At 59.6% G+C, this 25,960-nt stretch carries 25 protein-coding genes and 1 riboswitch; of the genes, 12 read left to right on the top strand and 13 right to left on the bottom strand.

Annotation, left to right across the window (positions count from 1 at the left end):
- Window positions 1-114 precede the first annotated feature (114 nt).
- Window positions 115-834: an SDR family NAD(P)-dependent oxidoreductase gene (locus AACX78_RS05065; protein ID WP_159165569.1), complete on the top strand. Its 720-nt coding sequence runs from the start codon at window positions 115-117 to the stop codon at window positions 832-834.
- On the opposite strand, the gene AACX78_RS05060 is transcribed toward AACX78_RS05065, so the two are convergent.
- Together AACX78_RS05060 and AACX78_RS05055 are read right to left on the bottom strand one after the other, a co-directional pair.
- Window positions 821-2,887, bottom strand: coding sequence for a tRNA(Met) cytidine acetyltransferase TmcA (locus AACX78_RS05060; RefSeq protein WP_159165568.1), 2,067 nt, complete (start codon window positions 2,885-2,887; stop codon window positions 821-823). The genes AACX78_RS05065 and AACX78_RS05060 overlap by 14 nt on opposite strands.
- Window positions 2,884-3,198 carry an HlyU family transcriptional regulator gene (locus tag AACX78_RS05055; protein WP_159165567.1) on the bottom strand — a complete coding sequence of 105 codons (315 nt, stop codon included), beginning with the start codon at window positions 3,196-3,198 and terminating at the stop codon, window positions 2,884-2,886. Before AACX78_RS05055 ends, AACX78_RS05060 begins: the two co-directional genes overlap by 4 nt.
- Before the next feature lie 138 nt (window positions 3,199-3,336).
- Here AACX78_RS05055 and AACX78_RS05050 point away from each other — a divergent pair, with 138 nt between their 5' ends.
- From AACX78_RS05050 to AACX78_RS05035, 4 genes are all read left to right on the top strand, one after another.
- Window positions 3,337-3,543, top strand: coding sequence for a bacterioferritin-associated ferredoxin (locus tag AACX78_RS05050; RefSeq protein ID WP_005314070.1), 207 nt, complete (start codon window positions 3,337-3,339; stop codon window positions 3,541-3,543).
- A gap of 145 nt (window positions 3,544-3,688) precedes the next feature.
- Window positions 3,689-4,168 (top strand): bacterioferritin, encoded by a 480-nt coding sequence (bfr, locus tag AACX78_RS05045; protein ID WP_005314068.1) that lies wholly within the window; start codon window positions 3,689-3,691, stop codon window positions 4,166-4,168.
- A gap of 201 nt (window positions 4,169-4,369) precedes the next feature.
- On the top strand, window positions 4,370-6,475 hold the full coding sequence (locus tag AACX78_RS05040; protein WP_159165566.1) for a DUF885 domain-containing protein: 2,106 nt from the start codon (window positions 4,370-4,372) through the stop codon (window positions 6,473-6,475).
- Between the two features lie 88 nt (window positions 6,476-6,563).
- Window positions 6,564-7,022, top strand: coding sequence for a methylglyoxal synthase (locus tag AACX78_RS05035; RefSeq protein ID WP_021139003.1), 459 nt, complete (start codon window positions 6,564-6,566; stop codon window positions 7,020-7,022).
- Between the two features lie 72 nt (window positions 7,023-7,094).
- On the opposite strand, the gene AACX78_RS05030 is transcribed toward AACX78_RS05035, so the two are convergent.
- Window positions 7,095-7,682, bottom strand: a complete 588-nt coding sequence (locus AACX78_RS05030) for a superinfection exclusion B family protein (protein WP_159165565.1) — start codon at window positions 7,680-7,682, stop codon at window positions 7,095-7,097.
- 204 nt (window positions 7,683-7,886) lie between these two features.
- Window positions 7,887-7,994: riboswitch (yybP-ykoY riboswitch) on the top strand.
- A gap of 88 nt (window positions 7,995-8,082) precedes the next feature.
- On the opposite strand from AACX78_RS05030, the gene AACX78_RS05025 reads away from it, so the two are divergent.
- Complete coding sequence (locus AACX78_RS05025) at window positions 8,083-9,069, top strand: sodium:calcium antiporter (RefSeq protein WP_165484331.1); 987 nt, start codon at window positions 8,083-8,085, stop codon at window positions 9,067-9,069.
- A gap of 101 nt (window positions 9,070-9,170) precedes the next feature.
- Here the strand turns inward: AACX78_RS05025 and ansB are convergent, their stop codons facing one another.
- From ansB to AACX78_RS04980, 9 genes are all read right to left on the bottom strand, one after another.
- On the bottom strand, window positions 9,171-10,229 hold the full coding sequence (gene ansB / locus AACX78_RS05020) for an L-asparaginase 2 (protein ID WP_159165564.1): 1,059 nt from the start codon (window positions 10,227-10,229) through the stop codon (window positions 9,171-9,173).
- Window positions 10,230-10,360: 131 nt separating this feature from the next.
- Window positions 10,361-10,555 carry a heavy-metal-associated domain-containing protein gene (locus AACX78_RS05015; RefSeq protein WP_159165563.1) on the bottom strand — a complete coding sequence of 65 codons (195 nt, stop codon included), beginning with the start codon at window positions 10,553-10,555 and terminating at the stop codon, window positions 10,361-10,363.
- Between the two features lie 62 nt (window positions 10,556-10,617).
- Window positions 10,618-11,580 carry a LacI family DNA-binding transcriptional regulator gene (locus tag AACX78_RS05010; protein WP_159165562.1) on the bottom strand — a complete coding sequence of 321 codons (963 nt, stop codon included), beginning with the start codon at window positions 11,578-11,580 and terminating at the stop codon, window positions 10,618-10,620.
- 132 nt (window positions 11,581-11,712) lie between these two features.
- Window positions 11,713-12,852 carry a carbohydrate porin gene (locus AACX78_RS05005; protein ID WP_201302784.1) on the bottom strand — a complete coding sequence of 380 codons (1,140 nt, stop codon included), beginning with the start codon at window positions 12,850-12,852 and terminating at the stop codon, window positions 11,713-11,715.
- A 241-nt stretch (window positions 12,853-13,093) separates the two neighbouring features.
- Complete coding sequence (locus AACX78_RS05000) at window positions 13,094-14,023, bottom strand: ROK family protein (RefSeq protein WP_159165560.1); 930 nt, start codon at window positions 14,021-14,023, stop codon at window positions 13,094-13,096.
- An 11-nt stretch (window positions 14,024-14,034) separates the two neighbouring features.
- Window positions 14,035-14,346: a PTS N,N'-diacetylchitobiose transporter subunit IIA gene (gene chbA / locus AACX78_RS04995; RefSeq protein WP_059111934.1), complete on the bottom strand. Its 312-nt coding sequence runs from the start codon at window positions 14,344-14,346 to the stop codon at window positions 14,035-14,037.
- A 72-nt stretch (window positions 14,347-14,418) separates the two neighbouring features.
- Complete coding sequence (locus AACX78_RS04990; RefSeq protein WP_159165559.1) at window positions 14,419-15,804, bottom strand: glycoside hydrolase family 1 protein; 1,386 nt, start codon at window positions 15,802-15,804, stop codon at window positions 14,419-14,421.
- Between the two features lie 53 nt (window positions 15,805-15,857).
- Complete coding sequence (locus AACX78_RS04985; RefSeq protein ID WP_042467704.1) at window positions 15,858-17,186, bottom strand: PTS sugar transporter subunit IIC; 1,329 nt, start codon at window positions 17,184-17,186, stop codon at window positions 15,858-15,860.
- A 40-nt stretch (window positions 17,187-17,226) separates the two neighbouring features.
- The gene (locus AACX78_RS04980) at window positions 17,227-17,607 is read right to left on the bottom strand and encodes a PTS sugar transporter subunit IIB (RefSeq protein ID WP_407704414.1); all 381 of its coding nucleotides are present in this window, start codon (window positions 17,605-17,607) and stop codon (window positions 17,227-17,229) included.
- A gap of 189 nt (window positions 17,608-17,796) precedes the next feature.
- On the opposite strand from AACX78_RS04980, the gene AACX78_RS04975 reads away from it, so the two are divergent.
- Window positions 17,797-19,089, top strand: coding sequence for a PTS sugar transporter subunit IIC (locus AACX78_RS04975; RefSeq protein WP_159165558.1), 1,293 nt, complete (start codon window positions 17,797-17,799; stop codon window positions 19,087-19,089).
- A 9-nt stretch (window positions 19,090-19,098) separates the two neighbouring features.
- Here AACX78_RS04975 and AACX78_RS04970 read toward each other — a convergent pair whose 3' ends face one another.
- The gene (locus AACX78_RS04970; RefSeq protein ID WP_159165557.1) at window positions 19,099-20,049 is read right to left on the bottom strand and encodes an AEC family transporter; all 951 of its coding nucleotides are present in this window, start codon (window positions 20,047-20,049) and stop codon (window positions 19,099-19,101) included.
- 140 nt (window positions 20,050-20,189) lie between these two features.
- Between AACX78_RS04970 and treR the strand changes: the two genes are divergently transcribed.
- The 5 genes from treR to AACX78_RS04945 all read left to right on the top strand — a co-directional run bounded on the left by treR (window position 20,190) and on the right by AACX78_RS04945 (window position 25,815).
- Entirely contained in the window at window positions 20,190-21,137 is a 948-nt protein-coding gene (treR, locus tag AACX78_RS04965; protein WP_159165556.1) for a trehalose operon repressor TreR, read from the top strand.
- A gap of 191 nt (window positions 21,138-21,328) precedes the next feature.
- Window positions 21,329-22,759, top strand: coding sequence for a PTS trehalose transporter subunit IIBC (gene treB / locus AACX78_RS04960; protein ID WP_058394550.1), 1,431 nt, complete (start codon window positions 21,329-21,331; stop codon window positions 22,757-22,759).
- 70 nt (window positions 22,760-22,829) lie between these two features.
- The gene (gene treC / locus AACX78_RS04955; protein WP_159165555.1) at window positions 22,830-24,491 is read left to right on the top strand and encodes an alpha,alpha-phosphotrehalase; all 1,662 of its coding nucleotides are present in this window, start codon (window positions 22,830-22,832) and stop codon (window positions 24,489-24,491) included.
- A 3-nt stretch (window positions 24,492-24,494) separates the two neighbouring features.
- Window positions 24,495-25,106, top strand: a complete 612-nt coding sequence (locus tag AACX78_RS04950; protein ID WP_159165554.1) for a maltose acetyltransferase domain-containing protein — start codon at window positions 24,495-24,497, stop codon at window positions 25,104-25,106.
- A 376-nt stretch (window positions 25,107-25,482) separates the two neighbouring features.
- Window positions 25,483-25,815: a hypothetical protein gene (locus AACX78_RS04945; RefSeq protein ID WP_017412399.1), complete on the top strand. Its 333-nt coding sequence runs from the start codon at window positions 25,483-25,485 to the stop codon at window positions 25,813-25,815.
- Window positions 25,816-25,960: the final 145 nt, after the last annotated feature.

Here is a 25,960-nt window from a genome sequence, read left to right as displayed (position 1 = left end):
ACATAACCCTCATAACTGCTTGATCCCGCAAGTAGGAAGGCACGTAACAGCTTAACAGGGAAACAAAGATGTGATGGAGAAGACCATCACACTCACCACAAACAGGAGCGGAGCATGACAGAGGCTGTGGTTGTGATAGGGGCAGGGGGCGGAATCGGGCAGGCACTGGTGGCGCACTGGCTGGCGGCAGGAGCCAACCCAGTCATTGCTGTCAGCCGACAGCAAGCTCCCGCCGGGTGTGATGACCCTCGCTTGCATTGGCTGCCCTGCGATTACAGCGACCAGCAGATGAGCCACTGTGTCAGCCATATTGCCGGACTGACACCTGGTTTGCGCCATCTGGTGATCTGCAATGGCGTTTTGCATCAAGGGGAGATCAAGCCGGAAAAACGGCTGGAAGCGCTCAATGTCGAGGCCATGACCCGCCTCTACCAGACTAATGCCTTGCTGCCGCTGCGCTGGATCAACCAGCTGCTCCCGCTGTTTGGCACCTCACCCTGCACCCTGGCGGTACTCAGTGCCAGGGTCGGCAGCATTGGCGACAACCGCGCTGGTGGTTGGTATGGCTATCGTGCTGCCAAGGCCGCGCTCAATATGTTGCTCAAGTGCGCGTCCATCGAGCTCGCCCGGCGTGCCCCGGGCGTCAAGCTGCTGGCGTTTCATCCGGGCACTGTGGATACCCAGCTCTCGCGCCCGTTTCACGCCAATGTGCCGGCCGGCAGCTTGCAGACGCCAGAGCAGGTTGCTCATCATCTGGTGAGTTTGATGGATCGGCTGATGCCTGACGGCGAACTCAGCTATCTCGACTGGCAGGGCAAGACTATCGAGTGGTAGGGGCATCCAGCAGGCGAGCCAGCAGGGCTCGCAGCGCCTTGATGATGGCTGGCTTGCCCGCCAGTTGCAGCCTGGCAGCCAGTCGACTCCAGTCCGCGTATTGCCAGATGGTGGCGATCAGCAGCTGGCATTCGCTTGGCGTCAGGGAGGCCAGTCGCGGCAGATTGCCTGTCAGCCAGCGCTGTAGAGTGGATTGGCACAGCTCGAACGGCTTGTGGTGATGGGCGAAGCAATCAAGCTCATCCCGTTCAAACTCATCCAGCTCAGGCACGGCCAGCTCTTGTCCCTTCACACATTGCCACACCAGTGCGGGATCCAGCTCTTTCAATTCCCCGGCCAGCAGGGTAGGTAGCTGTTGTACGAAGCGCTGGCGCCACAGGTCCAGCTCGGCTTGCCACTCGGGTTTTAACACCTTGAGCAGCAGGGCGGCATGGCTGCCGCTGGCGGCATCCCGCTGCAAACCGATGCGCAGTGTCACCAGCCCGGCCTTGCGCCAGAAGGGCAACAAGTCGGCGCTGGCCGAGAAAGCGGAGCCGAGATAATCGAGCCCTTCCTCCCGGTAGTAGTCCTCCAGCTGGCTAAGCAGTCGTGAGCCGAGCCCGTGGCGATGCAGCGCCGGGTGGATGGCGATGCGCATCACCCGGGCGTAGCTGCGTCCCCCGGCTGTCTTGAAACCTGCGTGGGCAAGCAGGGACTGGGGCAGCAGATGGCCGCGCGGGCGCCGTCGGCCCGCCCAGATAGCCTCGGCGAGTTCGGGGGCGATATTGCCCTCCCGCGCTACCAGCGCGACCCCCAGCAGGTTCTGCGCCTGTTCCAGCAGGTGGATGTCGAGATCCGGACTCTCCAGCAGAGATCTCAGGTCGCTCGGCGTGGTCTGGTAGTGGGCCAGCACCAGCAGGCCGAATACTTGATTCAGCAGTTCCTCATCGGCGGCCAGCGTCCCTTGCCCGATCAGCCGCCAGCTCGGGTTGGTCGGTGGTTGGGGAGCATCTACCTCGGTATTGAGGCCAAGGAGGCGAAACACCAGTGGTTCCAGCGGGTCGCGAGTGCTCCAGCGGATGGGCTCGGCCAGGTGGATCTCCTGCCAATCCGGCGTCTGGCGGTCAAGCACTCGCTTGAAACGCAGGTGAAAGCCGCGCCCCGTCCCCTCGTAGCCGTGTTCCGTGGTGGCGAAGACGATGCGACTGTGGCGGGCCAACATGGCCTCCAGCAGCGGCGTTGGGATGGCGGCGGCTTCATCCACCAGCAACAGGTCGGGTTGCAGCGCCTCATGTACCAGTCGATCCGGTGAACAGAACACGAGGCCCACAAGCTGCTCTTGGGTGGTCTCGAGCGCCCGGGCGGCGTGGGCGAACAGGGTGGCGACAGTGGCCTGAGAGGGTGCCGTCACCACTATCTTCAGGTCGGGTTGCTGGCGCAGCAGCCCGGCGGCGGCGAGGCCCAGCAGGCTGCTCTTGCCGCGTCCCCGATCGGCGCTCAGCACCAGGGGGCGGCGGCGATGGCCGTGCAGCACCCTGTGGATGGCGGGCAGAGCAAGAATCTGATCGTCACTTAATGGCCGTTCGGCGCCTATCGGTTGCCAGGGCTGTGGGCTGGTGGGCGGGAGCAGGGAGAGCGCAGGATCGCCTGTCAGCAGCCGCACCAGCCGGGCGATAAAGCCGTGACCCGCCCGGCTTGCCTCCTCCGGCTGGGCCACCAATCTGATCCGGTCGGGATCCGGCCATGCTGGCCACAGCTCTCTGGGTGGCGTCAGCAGCAGCAGCAGGCCACCCGCCCGCAGTGTGCCCGCCAGGGCGCCGAAGGCGTCGGGATGAAAGCCGCTGAAAGCGTTGAACACCAGCGTGTCGCACTCCTGACCCAGCCGTTGCAGCGCCTTGGCGGCGGGAACGGGCCCGTGGTGGGCGGGGCCTTCCCCTAGCCAGAAGATGGCACCGTCCAGCAGCAGCTCGGTACGGACGATGCAATCAGCCTCATCCCCTTCCAGCCAGATCAGTCGCCGCTCGCCAGCATGGGCGAGGGTCTGGCGCAGGGCTTTCACCTCGGCGGGGCTCATGAGGCTGAACTGTCGCCCGCTTTGACGCGAGGTTCAAACATGCGATCCCCTGTCTGGTCGATAAAGGTATGGGCCTTTTGCACCATGAAATGCTCCGCATCGGCCGGGTTGGCAAACAGATCGGATCGGATAAACCGATGGGTTTGCAGCACACCATCCAGCTCCTTGGTGATGCGGCCCGCCAACCGGTACTGACCCCCTTCCGCCATGGGCTCTGGATAGATGAGATAACCGGCGTATTCGGTGGGAGTGACGTCGACGGCTTGTGCTGGTTGGCCCCCGAACAGTGCAGTGAACAGTTTCTTGAGCATGATGTTTTCCTCTGTGACAGAGGTATTGTCCCCAAGGGGCTGATGGCTGGCAAGCGGGGGATCTTATTACTAATTGTTATTTGCACTACGAACCATTCTCATTTAGATTTCATGGCATTCCAGCATGAGGTAAACACTATGTACGTCTGTTTGTGCCGTGGCATCACAGATACCCAGATCCGCAAGGCGGTACAGGCAGGCAAGAGCGAGTTTCGTCAACTCAAACAGTCGCTGGAGGTAGGTGCCCAGTGTGGCAAGTGCGTGCGCATGACCATGGAGATCATCGCCGCCGAACTCGACAAGGCAGAGCTGGAAACGGCCCCGCTCTACTACGAAGTGGCCTGATCAAGACCAGGCGTTTTCCAACCCGACCCGGCAGCAGGGTCACCCTTCCTTTCAGGCGAGCAGGCTCGCCAGACCTCTTGTTGTCACTTTTCTGGACTAAGCTCTAACGATCGAAGCCTCAGGCACGAACCAAGGAGCAGAGTCGATGAAAGGAGATCCCAAGATCATTGCCCACCTCAACAAGGTGCTGGCCAATGAGCTGATAGCCATCAACCAATACTTCCTGCACGCCCGCATCTACGATGACTGGGGCCTCAAGGCGCTCGGGCACAAGGAGTATCACGAGTCCATCGATGAGATGAAGCACGCCGACGAGCTGGTCAAACGGGTGTTGTTTCTAGAAGGGCTGCCCAACTTGCAGGATCTGGGCAAGCTGCGCATCGGTGAGACGGTGGAGGAGATGCTGCGCTGCGATTTGTCGCTGGAGATGGACGCCATCCCCGACCTGAAAGTGGCCATCGCCTATGCCGAGTCGGTGCAGGACTATATCAGCCGTGACCTGTTCCAGGACATTCTGGAAGATGAAGAGGAGCACGTAGATTGGCTAGAGACCCAGCTCGATCTCATCGATCGCATCGGATTGGAGAACTATCAGCAGTCACAGCTGCATCACGGCTCATCCTGAATAGTTATGGCATGAAAAGCTGACTTAAAAACCCGCCAAGGCGGGTTTTTTCATATCCGTTGCATAGCTTTTCATCCGGTTTATCCATATGAAAAATAAGCTTATTTTTGTTAATCAGGTCGCAAAAATATGTTGAGTAGATGTGCACTATTGGAACCCCTGTCGGGGGCACACAATAACAACAGGTTAAAGGACTACACCATGCACTTCTTGCCCAACAAGCTTGCGCTGGCTTGCGCCATCGCACTCTCTCTCGCTGCCTGCAATGACAACAGCTCCAACGCGCCGGCGGATCCCGCCGCTACCAAGGCATCCCTGATGCAAATCATGGACGAGGCCCAGCGTGCGAGTCAGGCGCTGGACCCTTACGGATTTGCCATTGATGCGCCAGGGATCGCCCAGCGCAAGGCGCTCGACGGTTCGCTGCTCACCCGGCTGGATGCCATGGATCCGAGCGTGTTGAGCGAGCGGGACCGACTGTTCTACGACATGATCCGCTGGGATTTGCAGATCAACCTGGCGGGCTACGAGCTGCCTCAATCCCAGATCCCGATCCATCACTTCCGCAATCGGGTGGTGGATCTGGCCGATGAGGTCGGGGCTGCGCCCGCCAGCGGCAAGGCCGCCCGCACTGTCAGCAGCGGCTTCGATTACTTCGAGCAGAGCTCTGCCGAGCGAGTCGCGCCGGGAGATGCAGCCTGGCGGCGTGATCTGGACCGTACACCTGCGGGGACTGTTGTAGCCACGCGGGCGAAGGCGGTGACGGCACCGCTGGCCTGGTATCAGGAACACCTCACCTGGCTCAAGGCCTACGACGCCTATCTGGCCGACGTGAAGCATCAGTTCGAGCTTGGCAGCACCCAGGGCAACACTTTGCCGAATGAGCTGGTGGACAGGCTGCTGGCCCAGCTCGACAGCAAGCTGGACGGTGAAGCCATCTCCGGTGCCTACCTCGGCTGGCAACAGCTGCCAGGGGAGGCCGACGAGGTACTGCGCACCGATTACAAGGCGGTGCTGGACAGCATCAACGGCCGCTATCTGGCGCTGCGGGACTATCTGGATTATCAGCATGGCGGCGCTTATGCAGTGCGTCTTGGCAGCGGCGAGTGTGATGATGGCTTCTGCGGCATGACCAATGGCCGTGACTGGTATCGCTGGTTGCTGAAGAAGCACACCACCACAGAGATGACGCCGGAGCAGGTGCATGCGCTGGGGCTGAGCGAGGTGGAGCGGATCTTCGGCGCCATGGTCAAGGTGTGTCATACCGTCGGCAAGTGCGACAGCGAGGAGGTGGCCCAGAGCAAGCAAAGCGGCCAGATCTATGACTTCTTCCGCTATCTCAACGAGCCTGCCTTCTTCTACCAGAACCCGCTGACTGTCTGGTCTGCCGGTTTGAACCCGAGCACTGCGGCAGGGGCGGCGCTGAGTGAGCCACAACAGCAGGCGCTGGCCGAACATGAGCGGGCACTGCGGGAGTACAACGCCTTCAAGAGCAAGGCAGCGTTGGTGTTGCCGGACTTCTTCGATGCCGAGCGCACCATCCCCAAACTGGATTACGAGGTGGTGCCCGTTTCCTATGAGGATGCGCCCTATGGCGGCGTTGCCTGGTATCAGGACGGCAACCCGCAGACCGGTCGCAAGGGGCAGTTCTTCCTCAATACCTACTATCCCTATGGTTTGCAGAGCTGGAACATCAGCACCTTGCTGGCCCATGAGGCGGCGCCTGGCCACCACTTCCAGATCACCATAGCCCAGGAGCTGGCGGCCAAGGATCCCGACTTCCCGCAGTATGTGGCGAACGCTTCCTATACCGCCTATGCGGAGGGCTGGGCGCTCTACACCGAATACCTGGCGGATCACGACATGGGGCTCTATCAGGGGCGCGGCCTCTACGATCCGGCCGTGGGAGATGTGAAGGTCGAGGGCTCGTCCGCGTTCAATAACCAGCTGCAGTATTTCGGACGCCTCAACGAGGAGATGCTCAGGGCCATGCGGCTGGTGGTGGATACCGGCATTCACTGGTATGGCTGGAGCCACGACAAGGCCGTCAATTACATGCAGGAGAATTCGGCGTTGGGGGCGGGAGACATAGGATCAGAGGTGCCGCGCTACATGGCCTATACCGGTCAGGCCACGTCTTACAAGGCGGGTCAGCTGGCGCTGATCCGGATGCGGGAGTCCGCCGAGCAGGCCCTTGGCAGCCAGTTTGACCTCAAGGCCTTCCACCACCATGTACTGGAGTACGGCATGTTGCCCATCTCTGTGCTGGAGCAGAAGAACCGGCAGTGGATTGAACAGTCGAAGTGATCACAGTTACGGCGCCCGACAAGGCAGCGGGCGCCGCTTTCGATTAGGATACGGCTCTATTTCCATCACAATGCTACGGATGATTTACATGGAACTGATTGCACGTGAGATGGCCCCCCACAAGCGGGTGGCGCTGGTGGCTCACGACAACATGAAGACCCCTTTGCTGAACTGGGTGATGCGCCGCAAGGAGGAGCTCAAGCTCCACCATCTCTATGCGACCGGCACCACGGGCACCATGCTCGGCAAGCAGGCGCAACTGCCCATTACCTGCCTCTTCTCCGGCCCCATGGGCGGTGACCAGCAGCTCGGTGCCCTGATTGCCGAAGGCAAGATAGATGTGCTGATCTTCTTCTGGGATCCCCTCAATGCGGTGCCCCACGATCCGGATGTGAAAGCGCTGCTGCGCCTCGCTGCGGTATGGAACATTCCAGTTGCCACCAACGAGGCGACCGCAGATTTCATCATGGACTGCCCCCATATGCGGCAGGCATTCAGCGTACAGATCCCGGATTATGCTGGCTATTTGAAAGCCAGGACTGAATAAAAACAAACAGATATAACAGAGAGCAAAGAGCCGGACACAGTCCGGCTCTTTTATTTGAAAGATGGCAGCACGTTAACGCTGGAAACCCTTCTGGGCGAATTTGGGTCTGGCGCTCATGATCTGCTCCACTTGCTCTTCACTCATCTTGCCGCGCGATAGCCCCAGCACCTTGTAGGTGAGCAGTGGCCGTGCCGGCAGGGCAATCATCAGTGCCCGGATCTGGTTCTCGTCCTCTTTCTCCCGCACCGGCTTGCCGTAGGCGTAGGTCAGTACGCCGGCATCCATCAGGTTTTTGACGGCAGGCTCGGTGATCGGCAAGTTTATGACGCTTTTGCGTTGCAGCACGAACTCGCGCAGCACCGCTTTCTCGTTGAAGTCGAGGAAGGCGATCATCTGGGCCAGCAGATCCTGCTGGCGGCGGGACTGCCACTCTTCACAGGCCCACTCCCAGGCGATCAGAAATGCCTGACTGCAGAAGTAGGAGATGGCGATCAGCATGCCGACCCCGAGCCAGGCCGCGTGGAGCGTTGCCCACTGGCTGACGGCGCCCTTCATCAGGCCGGCCGGAAACAGCAATATGATGCTGCAGCAGAGTAACAACCAGACCATGAGCCAGTTGAGGCGGTTCAGTTGATAGAAATGTTGGATCCACCGTTTCATCGTTCATCCTTCCCAAACTATTGTGGACAGTAATCAACTCATAGCAATCGTTGTGCCAAGGCGTGGATGCCAGGGGAAAGAGTGGAGATCCGGACGGAGAAATCGAGGGTACTGACCGAGTGGTGTGTTACATTCTCTTACAACTTACTGAGCTAACAGTCATTAGTTTGCCTTGTGAGCTGGCCGCCGGTTTGGTAAAAAGCCCGCACTGTCATTGGGGAGTAGCAACCCGCCCGTGATCCGGGCAGGGCTCATGTCAACATTCTTGGATCTTCCGATCCATGGCATGGGCGGCGATAGCATCTATCGCTCTGCAAGACCTTTGGCCTCGATACGCAAGCCAGCCGGGCGAGCCGTATCGGGTCCATCGGTTGTTCTGCTCGCCTGGCGGTTGCCTATTATGTTGATCACCCTGCTGTTATTTCTGCTCTCTGCCGTCACCATCTACCTGGCCTGCGAATATTTCGTCAATGGTATCGAATGGACTGGCCATCATTTCAAGTTCTCCCAGAGTGCCACCGGCTCCCTGCTGGCAGCCCTGGGTACGGCCTTGCCCGAATGCATCGTCACCCTGACCGCCTTGCTGATGGGGGATGCTCCCGCCCAGCAACAGATTGGGATTGGCGCTGCCCTCGGTGGCCCTCTTGTACTCTCCACCATAGGCTATGCCGCCGTCGGCGTGACCCTGTTGCTGTGCATGAGTCGTGCCCATCGAGTCATCGACGGCGAGGTGCAGCGCGAGATAGGTCGGGATCAAGCCTGGTTTGTCGGTATCTTCCTGGTGGCGGTGGCCCTCGGTATGGTGGCCTTCACTGGCAAGGCCTGGCTGGCGCCGCTGTTCGTGCTGGTTTATCTGGTCTATGTGCGGCGCGAGCTGAAGCAGACCGACAGCCACGAGGTCGAGTTGCCCGAGCCCCTCAAGCTGGATCCCGAGGCCGAGATCCCGGCGCTCGGCAAGGTGCTGCTGCAGACCCTGGTGGCGCTGGTGGTGGTGGCGCTGGCTGCCCAGCTGTTTGTGCACCAGCTGGAAAGCATGGGCGAGCTGTTTGGTCTCTCCCCCGTATTGGCGGCCTTGCTGCTGAGCCCGGTGGCGACCGAGATGCCGGAGCTGATGAACGTGCTGATCTGGGTGCGGCAGGGCAAGAGCCGGCTGGCGCTGGCCAACATCTCAGGCGCCATGATGATCCAGGGCACGATCCCCAAGGCGTTCTGCCTGCTGTTTACCCCCTGGTTGCTGGACAGCACCATGATGGTTTCCTCGCTGGTGACCCTGCTGGCGGTAGTGCTGCTGTGGTGGGGCTTCAGCCGTGCGCAGATGACGGCGGGCAGGCTGGCCTGGGTTGGGCTGGTCTATCTCGGTTTTTGTGGCTGGCTGGTGGTGAGCTGACGGTGCGCTCTATGTGAAGATGACGCCATGAGAAAGGGCAGGATTCCATCCTGCCCTTTTTATTGTCATCAAAATATCTCAGCTGACGCTGAGCACCGGGATCAGAACTGCTGGAACCAGCGCTGGATCTGGGCCGGATCCTTGCTCTGGGTCAGGGAGAGCATCAGCAGGATGCGCGCCTTCTGCGGGTTCAGGGTGCCGGCTGCCACGAAGCCGTACTTGGCATCGTCGATCTCGGCATCCAGGGTGGTGGCGCCGGTCGGTACGCGGGCGGAACGCACCACGCGGATGCCGTCCTTGCTCGCCTTGGCCAGGGTATCGAACAGGGTATGGTAGAGGTTGCCGTTGCCCACGCCAGCGCTGACGATACCGTCAAACTTGGCATCCACCATGGCCTTGGCCGGCAGATCGGTGGCGTTGGCATAGCTGTAAACGATGCCCACTTGCGGCAGCTTGTCGAGCTTGCTCACGTCGAACGGTGTCTTGCTGGTGTGCAGACGCGCCGGTGTGCGCTGATAGTCGATTTTGCCGTTGTGGATGTAACCCAGCGGGCCGAAGTTGGGGGCGGCAAAGGTCTGCACCCCTGTGGTGTTGGTCTTGGTGACGTCGCGGGCATCCAGCACTGTATCGTTCATGGCGACCATGACGCCACGGCCCTTGGAGCTGGGGTCGGAGGCGGTGACGACAGCGTTGTAGAGGTTGAGCGGGCCATCGGCACTCATGGCGGTGGAGGGGCGCATGGCACCGACCAGCACCACAGGCTTGACGCTTTTGACGGTGAGGTTGAGGAAGTAGGCAGTCTCTTCCATGGTGTCGGTGCCGTGGGTGATGACGATGCCATCGACGTCATCCTTGGCCAGCAGCTCGTTGACCCGCTTGGCCAACGTCAGCCACACCTCGTCGTTCATGTCCTGGGAGCCGATCTTGACCACCTGCTCACCCTGCACGTCAGCGACGTTCTTCATCTCGGGAACGGCAGCAATCAGGGTCTCGATGGCTACCTTGCCCGCTTCATAGTTGGATTGGGTAGCGGACTGTCCCGCTCCGGCTATGGTGCCACCGGTAGCCAGGATATGAACCTGTGGCAGGGCCATGGCCATCGGGGAGAGGGTCAGGCCAAGTACGGTGGCGATCAGTGTCTTGCGGATAGGGAGAGTCATGCTGCAAATCCTTCTGAGTGATAAAAATTGCAGCAAGTTTGCGCTTTCTGTTGAGGGGGTCTGTGATGACTCTCACCAAAAAACAGCTGGGTACAGAATTTTAACCTGATTTATACCTCTATATAGATAATTTAACTTGCTGAGAAACCCTTGGCTTCAATCAGGGCGATCAGCTCCGCCTTGCTCAGATCGCTTTCGATGACGGCCTTGCTGCTGGCGAAATCCACCCGGGCCTGGCTAACAGCGCTCTGGGCCAGCAGGGCGTTTTGCAGGCTGGCGGCGCAGCCACCACAGGACATGCCGGAAATGGTGAGTTCGATGGTCATGGGATCACTCCTCTGTTGATGTGCAGCCAGCCTAAAGCTGCCGCCCGCAGCAAGGTCAAGCCCTAGCGAGCCACCACGGATTCACGCACCATCAGACGACCATGGAACTTCTGTTGCTCGTCGGCGGGGAGCAGGCTCTGCGTCAATTGGGCTTGCAGCACGCGCACGCTCTCCTGTGCCAAGCGTTCGCTCGGATATTCGATGCAGGTCAGCGGGGGCGTCAGCTGATCTGCCAGGGCCGATCCTTCCAGGCTGATGACGGAGACATCCTGAGGAATATTGAGGTTGAATTCGCGCAGCAGACGCATGGCATCCGCGGCCTGGGCATCTTGCTGCACCACCAGTGCGGTAAAGGGCAGATAGCGGTTGAGCAAGCCGAGCAACGCCTGCTGTTTGTCGGTACCATCGATCACCAGCTGACTGTTGTAGGGCAGGGATTGCTGCTGAAGTGCCTGCTGATAACCCTGGATGGCACTCTTGCCGGCTGGGGATAGTTTGTCATCCAGCATCAGCACCATCTGGCGATGGCCTTTGCCAAGCAAAAAGCGGCAGGCGCTCTCGGTGGCGAAGGTCAGGTCGTAGCAGATATTGAGGTTGCTCGAATCACTCACCCCATCCAGCTGAAGGAGGCGCTCGTCCTGGTTCAGTGACTGCTTGGCACCGATCACCAGCACGCCATCACAACGGCCGCCCAGCAGTTCGTCTACTGCCAGCTGTTGTTGCTGCGCCTCGTCGGCAAAGCGCACCAGCATGCTCTTGCCCGCCTTGGCCAGCGCCCCTTCCAGCAGCGGCAGCATGCTGGCCAGACGGTTGCCGAGCTGGGGGGAGAGTATGATGCCGATGCAATCCGTCGCCTGAGTCGCCAGCGATCGGGCCGTGGCATTGGGGCGGAAGTTCAGTTGTTCTGCGGCTTGCAGCACAGCCAGCCGACTCTCTTCACGCACGCCGCGGGAGCCGCTCAAGACGCGGGAAACGGTGGCTTTTGATACATTCGCGAGGCGCGACACATCGGTAATATTGGCCATGGCTTCATCAACGGTAACCGGTTAACAGAAGTTCATCCTAACATAGGCCGATACCACCCGGTAAGGTTTGCCTGTTGGGCAGCATGGAAAAGGGTGGCCATCGCCACCCTCTGCCATCTCTGACCCCGTCCATCAGAAGAAGTATTTGAAACGGACCCGGCCGCCGTAACGATCTATGTTGTCCTCTTCGTTGCTGTCGACATTCAGCTGTGACCAATAGGCACCCAGATAGATGTCAAAGTTGTTCAGATCCAGCACCTTGGGGATCTTGTAGGAGGCATAGACGGTGTTGATGGTGTGCTTGCCGACCATCTTGCCGAAATCGGCGCTGGCATTGCCCAGGTTGGCGCTGCTGATGTCGTTGATGGTGTAGATGTAACCCAGACCGGCGTTGTGCCAGAGCAGGTTGGCGCCCAGGGTTGTATCGGTTTCAGCTTCGGCATCCATGCGGGCGGCATTGACGTTGACCGTCAGGGCATCCTGGATCCAGCTGGTGGTGAGGCCATAGCCCATGCGGTCGGAAACGGAGACATCATCCGTGGTGACGATGGCATCGTTGATTGCGTTGCCCTCGGCGCCCAGCGCTACTTTCAGGTTTTCACCTTTCCAGGCAATGACAGGGCGGACTATGACGGAGTCCTTGGCCTTGGTCAGCGCATAGCCGTGGTACTGCTGGCCTGCGAACAGATTGGTGCGATCCCCCAGCAGGGTGGAGAGTTCCAGATACCAGTTGCCTGCCTCCTTGTTGAGCTGCAGCTGGCCGCCCTTGCCAGCCCGGCCACGGCCCTCTTTGAGCATGTAAACGTAACCATTGCCATCGGAGTAGAGGTCGTTGGCGCTATCCCCCGAGTGTTCGACAAAGATGTCCTGTCCCAGCGGGAACATGTCATAGGCCTCGAAACGACCCACCTTCATCCCCCAGTTGCTGCGCTGGCCGAACCCAAGATATGCATCATCGGCACCGGCACCGCCATTGGTGCCTATGGTGGGCTGGATCTGGATCTGGCCATAGCGGCCATCTTCCAGCTCTCGTACGCCGACGAAGTTCAGCAGCAGGCGACCATCCTCATCCCAGCGATCGGTGCGGGTTTCGCTGGTCTGCCCCAGCACATTGCCACGGGTGGTGTTGGAGGCATTGAGGTTGATCTCCGCATCTCCCCCCAGGCTGAGCCGGCCGAAATCCGTATTGGTTTCGACCACGGCACTGACCATGAAAGGAGCGCTCAGGGCCAGGATGGCAAGGAGCTGGACGGACAGGTTTGTCAGTTTCATTATTATCATTCCTTGAGTTTTATGATTTTGATATATAAGCGTTTATTTATTTGTCTCTCCAAAGAGAGGGCAAATTCGGTCATGCCTGTCCCCCATCGGCCAGGCAATGTGGGATTGTGGAGCATGGATTGTTCAGTAGAGGGCCAGGGTGGGTGGCCGCGCTCGACTCAGGGTCTACATCGACAGTCAGGTGCAACGGCGATGGCGCACTGTGGACGATATCCGCCTTGTGCCGGGGGAATCATATTGCCCATGTGGCAATCCCTTCGGCGCAGCTTGGCAGCCAGGCTGCGCCTCGTACACCACTGCTGTCACCATGGCGGGCGGGCACTATGGGGGTGATGCACCCATCCGAAAACAGATAGGGATCCAGCGCCCGGGGCAGGTCTCGGTAGAGGAGGTCGATGTTGGAGAGACCGCCTCCCAGTACTATGACATCCGGGTCCAGTACGTTGATAAGGCTTGCCACGCTGCGGGCCAGAGCCTGGATGAAGTGGCCATAATGGGCCAGCGCCTGGTGGTCTCCCTCTGCGGCTGCCGTGATGATCCCCCGAGGCGAGAGGCTGCGGCCATGGCGTTCGACAAAGCGGCCCGCAAACCCAGTGCCCGAGATGAAGCGCTCGATGCAGTTATGGCGGCCGCAGTAGCAGGGCTGGCTTGGGCCATCCTGTGCCGGGTCATAGCCGGGCAAGGGGTTGTGTCCCCATTCGCCTGTGATGGCGTTGGGCCCGACGATAAGCTGGCGATTGACCACCAGACCGCCGCCACACCCGGTCCCCAGTATGATGCCAAACACCAGTCGTCCTGCATCGCCTGCGCCGTCGACGGCTTCTGACAAGGTGAAGCAGTCGGCATCATTGGCCAGCCAGACCGGTTGGCCCAGCACCCGCGTCAGATCCCCTTTGAGATCCTGCCCGTTGAGAAACAGGCAGTTGGCATTCTTGATGCGGCCGGTTTGCGGGCTGATCGCCCCGGGCAGTCCTATGCCGATGGTGAAGGTGCCGTCCAGCTCCTGGTGTATCTCGTTCACCAGGTCGGTGATGGCGGCAAGAAAATCGCCGTACCCCGTGGTCGGGGTCGCAATGCGTTTGCACAGCAGGCTTACACCCTGGCTATCGAGCAATTGAGCCTCGATTTTGGTGCCGCCGATGTCGAGTCCGAGTCGCAACATGGTTATCTTCCTCAGGCGGCCAGCTTGCGATGCAGCTCAATGAGCTCGGTGACCAGCTCCTTGGCAAGCATGGCGGTCATCAGGTGATCCTGGGCATGCACCAGAATCAGCTTGACCGGGATCTTGCCTTCCCCTTCATCCGCTTCAATCAGCCTGGTCTGCACCGCGTGAGCGGCGTTGGCGGCCTCACCGGCCTGGCGCAGCAGATCGTCGGCTTCGGAAAACTGGCCTGCCTTGGCTTGGCGCAGCGCTTCAAAGCAGAGGCTGCGGCTCATGCCGGCATTGATGATAAGACCCATCACTGTCTCTTCAAGATCGAACATATACGCTCCTTGGTCATGAGTGCCGGCCCCTTGTGCCGGCGCTGTGTCTTTACCGGTCTCGTGACGAGACCATCAGTTGAAGCCATGCTCGCGGGCTGCGGTCGCAAACCACTGACCGCTCTTCTTGATGCGTCGGGTCTGGCTCTCCAGCTCCAGTTCGATAAAGCCATAGCGGTTCTTGTAGGCGTTGCTCCACGACCAGTTGTCGATGAAGGTCCAGAGGTGATAACCCCGGCACTGACAGCCTTCTTCCAGCGCCTTGTGCAACCAGATGAGGTGATCCCGTATAAAGCCGATGCGGTAGTCATCCTGGATCTGGCCATCCGGCCCCTTGAACTTGGCCTCGCTTTCTACCCCCATGCCGTTCTCCGAGATGTAGCTCGGGATGTTGCCGTAGTGGTCGCGCAAGTTGACGAGGATGTCGTAGATCCCCTGTTCGTAGATCTCCCAGCCCCGGTGCGGGTTCATCTTGCGACCCGGCATCTCGTAGTAGTCGAAGAACCACTCCGGCATGAAGGGGCTGGCAGGGTTGACCGCATTGCTGCGGGCCTTGACCCGGCGTGGCTGGTAATAGTTGATCCCCAGCAGGTCGATCTTGCCTGCTGCCAGCAGTGCCTGATCTCCCGCTTCGCAGGCGGGCAGCTGGTCATACTCCTTGAGCAGTGACACCAGTTCGGCCGGGTACTCTCCTTTGACCGCCGGATCCAGGAAGCTGCGGTTGAACATCAGATCGGCAATGTTGGCCGCCTTCAGATCCGCCGGATGCTGCGAGCGCGGATAGGAGGGCGTCAGGTTGAGGATGATGCCGATCTGGCCATCCTGGCCGAGGGCACGGTAACGCTGCACTGCCATGGCATGGGCCAGCATGGTGTGATAGGCCACTGTGGCGGCGCGGCGAAAATCCACCACGTTCGGGTAGTGGAAGTCGTAGAGGTAACCTCCCTCCACCGGCACTATGGGTTCGTTGAAAGTGAACCAGTGCTTGACCTTGTGACCGAACAATCTGAAGCAGGTCTCGGCAAATTCGGCGTATGCGGCGACCACCTCCCGACTCTCCCAGCCCCCCAGTGACTGCATGCTCATCGGCATGTCGAAGTGGAACAAGCAGATGAAGGGCTCGATCCCCTCGGCCTTGAGTTCGTCGAGCATGGCGTCATAGAAAGCCACTGCTTCGGGATTGGGCTCTCCCCGCCCTGCCGGGATGAGCCGTGCCCAGGCGATGGAGGTGCGAAAGCTGTTGTGACCGAGCTGGCGCAGCAAGCGAACATCGTCGCGAAAATGTTCATAGAAACCGGAGGTCTGAGCCGGGCCAATCTGCTGGTGAAAGCGGTTGGGGGCCTGTTCGAACCAGTGATCCCAGATGGTCGGGGCCTTGCCACCCTGCAGGCTGGCGCCTTCGGCTTGTGCGGCTGAGGAGGCGCTGCCCCACCAGAACGTTTCAGGAAAACGGTATTGCATCTCGTGTTACTCCAATCTTGAAAAAGAGGCCGCCAGGCGGCCCCGGCAGGCAATCAACGGCTGGTGGCGACCGCCAGCGTCGGCGCTTCCTCGTTCTTTTCTTGCTCTTCCTGCTTGAGCAGGGTGCGCTCATAGGCTTTCAGGAAGGGGTAATACATGGCCGCGGCAGAGCACATGCAAAGCAGGCTCAACACCATGGGGCTGATGGCCCAGTTGGCGGCCCAGGAGGCGCCGATGGGACCCGGTGTAGTCCAGGGGGTGAGGGAGACCACCCGTTCCACCAGACCGAAATCCAGGGCAAACCAGGCCAGGGTGGCGTTGATCATGGGCACCAGGATGAAGGGCAGGAAGAACACGGGGTTCATGACGATGGGCGCACCGAACAGTATGGGTTCGTTGATGTTGAACAGGCCCGGCACCACACCCATCTTGCCGATGGATCTCAGGTGCGCTGCCTTGCTGCGCAGCAGCAGGAAGGCCAGTGGCAGGGTGGATCCGACACCGCCGATCAGCAGGTAGTGATCCCAGAAGCCCTGCAGGAAGATGTGGGGCAAGGCTTCACCTGCCGCCATGGCGGTCTGGTTATTGGCCAGATTGGCCATCCAGAACGGGTTCATGATGCCGGTGACGATGAGGGCGCCGTGGATCCCGGCGAACCAGAGCACCTGGCACACCAGCACAGCCAGCAACATGGCAGGCAGGGAGTCGGAGGCAGCGACCAGCGGCTTGACCAGCGACATGATGGCTTCCGGCAATATCATGCCGGTGCTGTTTTCCAGCAGCAGGTTGAGGGGATGCAGGGTCAGGATGATCACCAGCACGGGGATCAGCACCTCGAACGAGCGGGCAACACCGGTTGGTACCTGGGGGGGCAGCTTGATGGTGATGTTGTTGCGTTTGAGGAAGGCGTACACCTCAGCCGCATAGATGGCGGTGATCAGGGCCGTGAAGATCCCCTGACCGGAGAAGTACTGCATGGAGATGGCGCCATCCTTGACGGGGGCGGCTACCAGCATGAAGGACATCAGGCAGAGCAGGCCTGTGGTGACAGGGTCGAGCCCGTTCTGACGGGCCAGACTGGCGCCTATTCCCACCGAGATGAACAGAGTCATCAGGCCCATGCTCAGCTGGAATGGGAGCAGCAACTGGGCTTGGTAGGTGGACGAGAAGTCGAGCCAGGCGCGGGCAAATCCCCACTGGGTCTGGGGTGAGAAGGGGGGAAAGATGAACACCAGCATGAAGCTGCCGACGATCATGAAGGGCAGAGCTGCGATGAAGCCATCACGGATGGCCTGCACATATTTTTGCTGGCCAATTCGCCCGGCCAGCGGACTGACCCGGTTCTCTATGGTACTGACAAAGCGTTCGTATAGGGTGTTCATGAAGGTTTCCTTGTGACATTCACTGGTTGGGGCCTGCGCATCAGCGGATGAGAGAGAGGGCGTGGTCGAGGACCTTGTCACCCCGCTGCATGCCGTAATCCATCATGTTGATGGTCTCGACCGGCACGCCGTGAGCCGCCGCTCGCTGCTGCAGCTCGGCCTGCATGTATTTGACCTGTGGCCCCAGCAGCACCACCTGGTAATGAGGCATCTGCAGATCGAACTCTGCCGCACCGAAGGCTTGTATCTCGGCGCTCACCCCCCGCTTGTCCGCTTCCTCTTTCATCTTCTTGACCAGCAGGCTGGTCGACATGCCCGAGGAGCAGCACAACATGATTTTTTTCATTTCCAGATTCTCCAGTCGTTCGTAACGGATGGCGCATTCTGGATCGATGGATTTAATTTGGAAACCGGTTTCCATATCGCGTCCGTATATGTGTGAACAGGATCGGTAATTTGGGGTTGAAAGCAGTGGAAAATGTGAGCTAGGTAAAGAAACGGCAAAATGGTTGCGGATACTACGGAAACAAAACCACAAAGCCGTCAAAATGGCGTCCAAGCCTCAAGATGACAGGGGCCAACACACAGCGAAGGGACGGGAAATCGAGTGATGAATCTGCAATGGATGGCAATGCTGGTCGGCATGATCGAGCAGCGCATGGTACCGTTTGCCAATTGGCTGACCCGCAGTCGCCATGTGCTCTCATTGCGCGATGGTTTTCAGTTGGCCATGCCTTTTGTCATCGTCGGCAGCCTGCTGGTGCCCATACTGTTTCCCCCCATCGCCCCCGATACCCCCCACGTATTCGGCCAGTGGCTGCACTGGCTGGCCCATGAGCTGCACCCTTTCCTGTTTCCCGTCTATTCCCACACTCTTGGACTGGTGGCACTGATCATTGCGTTTGGGGCGGCCTCAAGCCTGGCAAAGGCATACGAAATGCCGGAGCGACTGTGCGGTCTGGGGGGGTGCATGGCGTTTCTGATGTTGATCGACTTTCGTTCGCTGCAACCCGGGGTGTTTGGCTATCTGGGTGGGGCTGGGATTTTCACGGCCTTGCTGATGGCGTTCTATTCGGTGGAGGTGACTCGCTTCTTCTATCGGCGTGGCTGGTATATCCATATGCCGGACGAGGTACCAGTGATGACGAGGCGGGGGTTCCAGCTGATAGTGCCTCTGCTGTTCACCATGCTCTCCCTCAGCCTGATGCGACTCTGGTTGCAGCAGCAGTTCGGGATCAGTCTGCCGGATTTCATGGCTTCCCTGTTCCGGCCATTGATAGTCGGGGCCGACACCTTGCCAGCCCTGCTGATCACCTTGCTGATTGCCCATCTGCTCTGGTTTATGGGGATCCATGGAGCCCTGATAGTGACCGGTTTGCTGTCACCTTTCTGGATGGCCGGCGTGAGTGCCAATCAGGCGGCCTTGATGGCGGGGGAGCCCTTGCCTCATATTTTCCTGCAAGGGTTCTGGGACTATTACCTGCTGATCGGGGGGATTGGGACTACCTTGCCACTGGTGTTTATGGCCATGCGCAGTCGCTCTCACTCGATTCAGTCGGTGGGCAAACTGGGGTTCATCCCGTCCCTGTTCAATATCAATGAGCCACTGCTGTTTGGCTTTCCTATCATCATGAACCCGCTGTTCTTTTTGCCGTTCATCAGCGTGCCGCTGATCAATGCGGTGCTGGCCTGGCAGTTGACTCAGTGGGGTTTTCTAGACCGCTTCATCGCCTTGCTGCCCTGGTCGATGCCCTCGCCGCTGGGGGCCGCATGGGCGGCCAATGGCAGCTGGAGCAATGGCCTTATGAGTCTGGTCTGTATCCTCAACAGCTATGTACTCTATCGCCCCTTTTTTCTGGCCCACGAGAAGATGGTGATGGAGCAAGAACATGAAAGAGCCTGACCAAATGGATTACCCCATCAAGCCCAGATAGTTCATCAGAGCGGCGCCCAGGCTGGTGGTGATGAGCGAGCCCAGCGTGGTGGTGGCTATGATGTTGGCGGCCAGTGCGCTGTCACCCCCCATGGCGCGGGTCATTACATAGCTGGCGGCGGCAGTGGGGGTGGAACTTATCAAAAACAGTATGCCGAGTGCCTGCTGGCTGAAGCCCAGCGCCCAGGCCCCAAGCACCAGCAACAAGGGAATGCAGAACAACCGGTTGACGGTGGCCCAGCCGGTCAGCATGGCGCCGCCGCGCAGGGCTTTAAGATTGAGACTGGCGCCGGTGCAGAGCAGGGCCAGTGGCAGTGTCATGTTGGCGAAGTAGTTGCCCGTCGTGATGACCAGCTGGGGCAACTCAATGCCGAGCAGGCCAAATGGCAGGGCCGAGAGGATGGCGATGATGAGAGGGTTTTTGGCGATCCCGTTAAGAATGGGTTTGATCCCTTTGCCGCCCCCCAGACTGCGGGTGAGGGTGATGACGGCCAGGATGTTGTAGAGCACGGTTACCGAGCCCACCAGCAGGGCGGCGGCACCAATTCCCTCTGGCCCGTAGGCGTTTTGCACATAGGCCAGCCCCATGATCCCCATATTGCCGCGAAAGCTGCCCTGCACGAAGATGCCGCGCTGACGCCGCTCCGGGATGAAGCGGGCCGCCAGTGTCTCAAGGATCAGAAAGCCGGTGAGAGTGCCGAGCAAGCCATAGACGATGAGCCATGGGCTCGGCATGGTGGAAAAATCGGTACGTACCATGCTGAGAAACAGCAGGGCCGGCAGTGTGACCTGAAACACCAGGCGGGAGGCGGATTCGACGAAGCTGTCGGGCAGCAGACCCAGCTGTTTTAGCCAGATGCCGAGCAGCAGCACCACACAGATGGGGCCTGTGATGGAGAGGGAGAAGTGCAGACTTGCCAACAGATCCATGATGCGCGTCCTGTGCAATGGCGAGCGGTGCGGCGTTCGCCGGGGCAAAAAAGGCATTCTAACGCCATGGGCTTGTATTCACAGGGCTTAATCACAACAATGTGGGCAATTCCACCGCCGATCCCCCTGTGAGCCAATTCATGGACAAGAAACTGACCATCCTCGATATCGCCCGCCTCTCGGGTGTCGGCAAGTCGACCGTCTCCCGGGTGCTCAACCAGGATCCCAAGGTGAAGCAGGCGACCCGCGAGCGGGTGGAGCAGGTCATCGCCGAGCACGGCTTCGTGCCGAGCAAGTCGGCCCGGGCCATGCGCAGCCAGAGCCAGCAGGTAGTGGGGATCATCGTCTCGCGGCTCGATTCCAGCTCGGAGAATCAGGCGGTGCGCGGCATGCTGGAAACCCTCTACCAGCACGGCTATGACGCAGTGCTGATGGAGAGCAAGTTTTCCCCCGCCAAGGTGCAGGAACATCTGGCTGTGCTGGAGCGGCGCGGGGTGGATGGCATTATCCTGTTTGCTTTCAACGATCTGGACTATGCGGCTATGGCCAGGCTCAAGGACAAACTGGTGCTGGTGGCGCGCGAATATCCCGGTTTCTCCTCGGTCTGCTTCGACGATGGGGGGGCTGTGCGCTCCATGCTGGCAGAGCTGGCCATCCGCGGGATAAGCGACATCGCTTATCTCGGGGTCGATACCTCGGATCTCACCACGGGTCAGCGCCGGCTCGATGCCTATCTGGCGCACTGCCGGAAACAGGGGCTGGAGCCTCGCAGTGCCCTCGGCGATCTCAGCCTGCAGAGTGGCTACCGGCTGGCTGCCGACTTGCTTGCCCCCACCACCCAGGCGCTGGTCTGCGCCAGTGACACCCTCGCCATAGGTGCAGCAAAATACTTGCAAGAACAAGGGCGTAGCGAAGTGCTGGTGACCGGCCTTGGCAACAACCCCATGCTCAGTTTTCTCTTTCCCAATGCCCTTAGCCTGGATCTTGGCTACAAAAGGGCAGGGGAGCAGGCGGCCCGTCAGCTGCTCGGCCAGATTGAGCAGGGCCGTTGCCCGCTGGCGACCATAGCACCTTGCCACACACTGTGAGCACCATCACTTAGCCCTGAACAAAAAACGCGCTTTCTGTGATGTTGACCACGAAATGGGAACGTTCCCATTTCGGTCTGACCAAATTGCCTGCATGCTTAATGGGAACGATACCAAAAACGCTCCGGCCGACAGACTGGCCCAAAAGGGCGAGGCAGACCAATATCAATGGAGTCACAGAGGGAAGACTCATGTCCAAGATCAACGCACAGCAGCTTGCCACCCTGATCGACAAGATCGGCGGCAAGGAGAACATCGCCACCGTCAGCCACTGCTTGACCCGATTGCGCTTCGTCCTGAACGATCCGGCGAAAGCAGACAGCAAGGCCATCGAGACCATACCGGCGGTAAAGGGTTGCTTCACCAACGCCGGCCAGTTCCAGGTGGTGATCGGCAACGAGGTGGATGACTGGTACAAGGCGCTCACCGAAGAGCTCGGCGTCAGCGGTGGCAGCAAAGATGCCGCCAAGTTGGCTGCCCGTCAGAACATGAATCCGCTGGAGCGCGGCATCTCCCACTTGGCGGAGATCTTCGTGCCCTTGTTGCCCGCCATCATCACAGGCGGTTTGATCCTGGGTTTTCGCAACGTCATCGGCGACATCAAGATGTTCGACGACGGGACCCACACTCTGGTCGAGATCAGCCAGTTTTGGGCCCAGGTGCATGCCTTCCTCTGGCTGCTGGGTGAGGCCATCTTCCATTTCCTGCCGGTGGGCGTCTGCTGGTCCGCGGTCAAGAAGATGGGCGGCTCCGAGATCCTCGGTATTGTGCTGGGTATCACACTGGTGTCGCCGCAGCTGATGAATGCCTATGGCATCGGCCAGCAGACCCCGGAAGTGTGGGACTTCGGCCTCTTTGTCATCCAGAAGGTGGGTTATCAGGCCCAGGTCATTCCGGCTCTGCTGGCGGGGGTATTCCTGGCCTGGGTGGAGACCAACCTCAAGCGGATCATTCCGGCGTATCTCTATCTGGTGATAGTGCCCTTTATCTCCCTGCTGCTGGCGGTGATAGTGGCGCACGCCTTTATCGGCCCCTTCGGTCGCTGGATTGGTGACGGTGTCGGCTTTGCCGCCAAGGCGGCCATGACGGGTTCATTTGCGCCTATTGGTGCCGCCCTGTTCGGCTTCCTCTATGCGCCCCTGGTCATCACCGGCATCCACCACACCACCAACGCGGTGGACTTGCAGCTGATGCAGAGCATGGGGGGCACCCCGATATGGCCGCTGATCGCCCTGTCCAATATCGCCCAGGCCTCTGCCGTGGTAGGGATCATCCTCATCAGCCGCAAGGAGAACGAGCGGGAGATCTCAGTGCCTGCCGCTATCTCGGCTTACCTGGGGGTGACAGAACCGGCCATGTACGGCATCAACCTCAAGTACAAGTTCCCCATGCTGTGCGCCATGGTGGGCTCGAGCTGCGCGGCTCTCATCTGCGGCTTCGCCGGTGTGATGGCCAACGGCATAGGGGTAGGGGGCCTGCCGGGTATCCTCTCCATCCAGCCGCAATACTGGGCCATCTACGCCATCGCCATGCTGGTGGCGATTGTGGTGCCCCTGGTGCTGACCCTGCTGGTCTACAAGCGTCAACAGGCCTCGGGCAAACTGGCTCAAGCCATCGCTTGAGTGCACTCATCAGGGCGGCCTTGCAAGGGGCCGCCCTCTCCATTTTTTATTCGAGACAAGAGAAAGACCCATGAGCCAAACTCCCTGGTGGCAGAGTGCCGTGATTTACCAGATCTACCCCAAGAGCTTTCAGGATTCGGGTGCCCGTGGCACCGGCGATCTCAAGGGGATCATGGCCCGCCTCGATTATCTCAAAACCCTGGGAGTCGATGCCCTCTGGCTGACCCCGGTTTATGTTTCCCCCCAGGTGGATAACGGCTATGACATTGCCGATTACTACCAGATTGATCCCGCCTACGGCACCATGGCCGATTTCGAGGCGCTGCTGGCGGCCGCCCATGCCCGTAACATTCGTATCGTGATGGACATAGTGGTCAACCACACCTCCACCGAGCACGCCTGGTTCAAATCGGCGCTGGGGGATAAAAACAGCCCCTACCGCGACTACTACATCTGGAAAGATCCTGTGGATGGCGGTGTGCCGAACAACTGGCAATCCAAGTTTGGTGGCAGTGCATGGGAGCTGGATGCCGCCACCGGCCAGTACTATCTGCACCTGTTTGCCCGCGAGCAGGCGGATCTCAACTGGGAAAACCCGGCGGTGCGCGCCGAGGTCAAAAACATCATTCACTTCTGGGCCGGCAAGGGGGTTGATGGCTTCCGCCTTGATGTCATCAACCTGATTTCCAAGGATCAGACTTTCCCTAACGACGACGTGGGCGATGGCCGCCGCTTTTATACCGACGGGCCGCGCATCCACGAATTCCTGCAGGATGTGAGCCGCGACGTATTCGCTCCGGTCGGAGCCATGACGGTGGGTGAGATGTCCTCCACTTCGCTGGCGCACTGCCAGCGCTACGGTGCCCTTGATGGCTCCGAACTCTCCATGGTATTCAACTTCCACCATCTGAAAGTCGATTACCCCAACGGCGACAAGTGGACAAAAGCGCCGTTCGATTTCCTCGAACTGAAGCGTATCTTCAACCACTGGCAGAGCGGCATGCATGGCAAGGGCTGGTCGGCCCTGTTCTGGTGCAACCACGATCAGCCGCGCATTGTCTCCCGCTTCGGGGATGAGGGCGAGCATCGCGTTGCCGCCGCCAAGATGCTGGCCAGCACGCTGCACGGGCTGCAGGGCACCCCCTACATCTATCAGGGGGAGGAGATCGGCATGACCAACCCCGGTTATCAGAGCATCGACGATTACCAGGATGTGGAGAGCCGCAACATCTTCGCCATCAAGCATACCGAAGGCATGAACGAAGCCGAGATCCTCGCCATTCTCGGTGCCAAGTCTCGCGACAACTCACGCACTCCGATGCAATGGAGCACAGCCCCCAATGCCGGCTTCACCCAGGGCACGCCCTGGCTCAGGCCCGCTGCCAATTACACCGAGATCAACGCCGAAGCGGCACTGGCCGACCAGGGCTCAGTGTTCTGGCACTACCGGGATCTGATCGCGCTTCGCAAGGCGCATCCCATCTTTACGCAGGGGGATTATCAGGAGCAGTTGCCAGACCATCAGCACATCTGGGCCTATACCCGCAGTGCCAAGGGTCAGACCCTGCTGGTGGTAAGCAATTTCTACGGTGAGCCTGTGGCCTTCGACTTGCCGCAAGATCTGCAAGAGAGGGAAGGCAGTCTGCTGCTTGGCAACTACCCCGATAGTCCGGCAATGCCGCAATCTTGTATGCTGCGTCCCTATGAATCCCTGATCTGGCTGGTGGAGTAGGTGGTGAGCGAGGTGATGGCAAAAGCAATGGCCCCGGTGCACGGCACCGAGTGGCAAAAGATGGTGGCGGGTCAGCCCTATGATGCGGGGGATCCCGAGCTCAAGGCGGCGCGCGAGCGCTGTCGTTTCCTCTATCACACCTTCAATACCAGTTGGCAGGAGAAACCGGCGCGGGATGCGCTGCTGCGGGAACTGCTCGGCAGCCGAGGCAATGTGTGTGCTATCAACCCGCCTTTCTTCTGCGACTATGGCGCCAATATCCATGTGGGAGAGAACTTCTACGCCAACGTCAACTGCACCATCCTCGACGTGTGCGAGGTGCATATCGGCGACAACGTGCTGTTGGCCCCCGGGGTGCAGATCTACACCGCCGCTCACCCAGTTGCCCTTGTCCCTCGGGTGGCGGGGGTCGAGTTTGGCAAACCAGTGCGCATAGGCAACAACGTCTGGATCGGCGGCAGCACAGTTATCTGCCCCGGTGTCACCATAGGAGACAATAGCGTGATCGGCGCAGGCTCTGTGGTCACCAGAGACATTCCGGCCGATGTGGTTGCCGTCGGCAATCCTTGCAGGGTCTTGCGGCCCATGACGGCAGAGGAGCTGGCGAGCATCTAAATATCAAGGGGCAGGGGATCCTGCCCTTTATGCTTGAAGTTTTTCCCCTCATCCCGGTCCTTATCCCCTCCGAAGTTCAGTGTCAGTTGCGTCGTGAGCTGTATCTGAACCTGTGATTTACATCACGGTCAGTTTTTTTGAACATCTAGGCCAGTTTATCTCGCTAACAAGTATGGGGGGATATGTTTAATATTCACTCAACGCTTAGGCAGGAACGCCAGGTGGCCAAATAACAGCTCTTCATGGGCGATGACACCAGAAATCAGAGTGTCAGACGTCGGTGAAAGAACTACATACTATTTGAATAACCTCTTGCAAGGATGCATTGATTCAGGCCGAACCGGCCTTGGCAATGACACAAAAACCAAGAGAGTGAATGAACATGAAAAACGTAATCAAGATGCTGGCCGTTGCAGGCCTGATGACTGCCGGTTTTGCTCAGGCTTCCGTTCCCGCTGACTTCAACGCTGCACCGGGCGTGCTGTTTGTGAACTGGCATGCAACCGCCGCTGTGGATGGCAAAACCAACCCCATGCTGGAAGTGCGTAACGAGTCCGGGGATGTGGTGGCTTCCGTTCACGCCAATCTGATGGGCACCCAGCAGGTACGTATTCCGAGCCGCACTCAGGGCAACCTGACCGTGAGTCTGGGTGAGCAGAGCAGCGACTACCGCATCCCGTTCGGTATCGGCAGCGGCAAGCAGCGCTAAGAGTGGTTGTTGCCGGTCAGCTCCCGGCTAGCGTTATCCCCACCGGGAGTCACGAGACACTGCGTTCAGAGAGAGGGCCCCGCATGGCGGGGCCCTCTGCTTTTGTGCATCGAGCGCATGTTAGAGCCAGGTGGGGCTCAGGGCT

Source organism: Aeromonas sp. 9A (genome assembly GCF_963900955.1).
Taxonomy (GTDB): domain Bacteria; phylum Pseudomonadota; class Gammaproteobacteria; order Enterobacterales; family Aeromonadaceae; genus Aeromonas; species Aeromonas salmonicida.
This window is presented reverse-complemented; position numbering and strand designations above follow the sequence as displayed.